2 protein-coding genes are annotated in these 984 nt (G+C 29.8%); one reads left to right on the forward strand and one right to left on the reverse strand.

Features of this window, described 5'->3' with window-relative positions; translation table 11 throughout:
- On the forward strand, positions 1-523 hold a 523-nt coding region (locus HT728_RS10325), incomplete at its 5' end, for a restriction endonuclease subunit S (protein WP_240156601.1).
- Here HT728_RS10325 and HT728_RS10330 read toward each other — a convergent pair.
- On the reverse strand, positions 483-984 hold a 502-nt coding region (locus tag HT728_RS10330), incomplete at its 5' end, for a restriction endonuclease subunit S (protein ID WP_226373517.1). The genes HT728_RS10325 and HT728_RS10330 overlap by 41 nt on opposite strands.

A 984-nucleotide genomic window follows, 5' to 3' on the forward strand; every position in this document is an offset into this window, starting at 1 on the left:
CTCTTATTATGGGAAGATACCTATGAATTGGGTACAGACAACATTAAATTATATAGGAATAATTAGTACTGGTAACACGCCATCTAAAAATAGCCCTGAAAACTACGGTGGCGAAATACCATTCTATAAACCTGCTGATTTATTACAAGGAGAACTATACAATACAACTGAATATTTATCGGTTCTAGGAAATACAAAATCCAGAAAAATAAAAGCAGGTTCTATTTTAATAAATGGTATTGGAAATATTGGAATTGCTGGGATTGTTCGTGTTGATGGAGCGTTCAATCAACAAATGCATGGCATAGAAGTATTTAATTTTGTCAACTCAAAATTTTTACTTTTAGCTATACAGTCTGATTTTATGCAAAAACAATTCAAGAACAATACATCATCTACCACTATTCCTATATTAAACAAAACTAGATTTTCTCAAACTATAATTAATTTTCCAGGTATACGTACACAAAAATTAATAATTACTAAAGCTGAGAAACTTTTTGAAAAAGTAAGTCAATTTTAGCGACAATTCTCTTTTGTTCTAAAACTGAAGGAATACCTATTATTTTAGATTTTAGATACGAATAATGTCGAGCATAGCCCCTGTTCCTAACAAATAATAGCGTATAGTCTAAGTGGTATTTTAAAAATTTTGCAGATAAGCAAATTGGAGACAGAATTTTTACTCCGTCTGCACCAACAACAAAAGGGAAGTCTATAATCTTAAGATTTCTTGTATGGTCACCAAATATTACAACGTCTGTTTTATAGTCTAGAATCTTAGAAAAATTATTAGAAAATCCTTCAACTAATATTTTAGATTGACTAACTACTGGAATCTTGCCCTCTTTTACAATTTCAGACTGTTTTATTTGATAAGGCTTAGCTGAAATAGTTGTTACAATTTTTTCTAAAGGAGCTAGCAACCAAGTTGATCTTCTTGGAAAATCTATTTCAATTTTAATGTTATTCAGATAATAAGAG

The organism is Streptococcus sp. 544 (assembly GCF_013277385.1).
GTDB lineage: Bacteria > Bacillota > Bacilli > Lactobacillales > Streptococcaceae > Streptococcus > Streptococcus mitis_BA.